At 62.4% G+C, this 255-nt stretch carries 1 protein-coding gene; it reads left to right on the top strand.

Annotated elements, in window-relative coordinates; all coding sequences use genetic code 11:
* On the top strand, nt 1-255 hold a 255-nt coding region (locus SB754_RS21510; protein WP_410784356.1), incomplete at both ends, for an aldo/keto reductase.

Below are 255 nucleotides of genomic sequence, written 5' to 3'. Positions count from 1 at the left end.
ATCCTGCGCCGGGCCTTCGACTTGGGCGTCACCCACTTCGAGCTCGCCAACAACTACGGTCCGCCGTACGGTTCAGCGGAAACCAACTTTGGCCGCCACTTCAAGGATGATTTCCGGCCCTACCGCGACGAACTCGTCATTTCCTCCAAGGCCGGTTATGACATGTGGCCCGGCCCGTACGGAAACTGGGGATCCCGCAAGTACCTCCTCGCCAGCCTGGACCAGTCCCTGGAGCGCATGGGCCTGGACTACGTG

It is taken from the genome of Leifsonia sp. SIMBA_070 (assembly GCF_046534635.1).
Lineage (GTDB): Bacteria > Actinomycetota > Actinomycetes > Actinomycetales > Microbacteriaceae > Leifsonia.
Note: the sequence above shows the minus strand (reverse complement) of the source record. Positions and strands in the feature narration are given on the sequence as shown.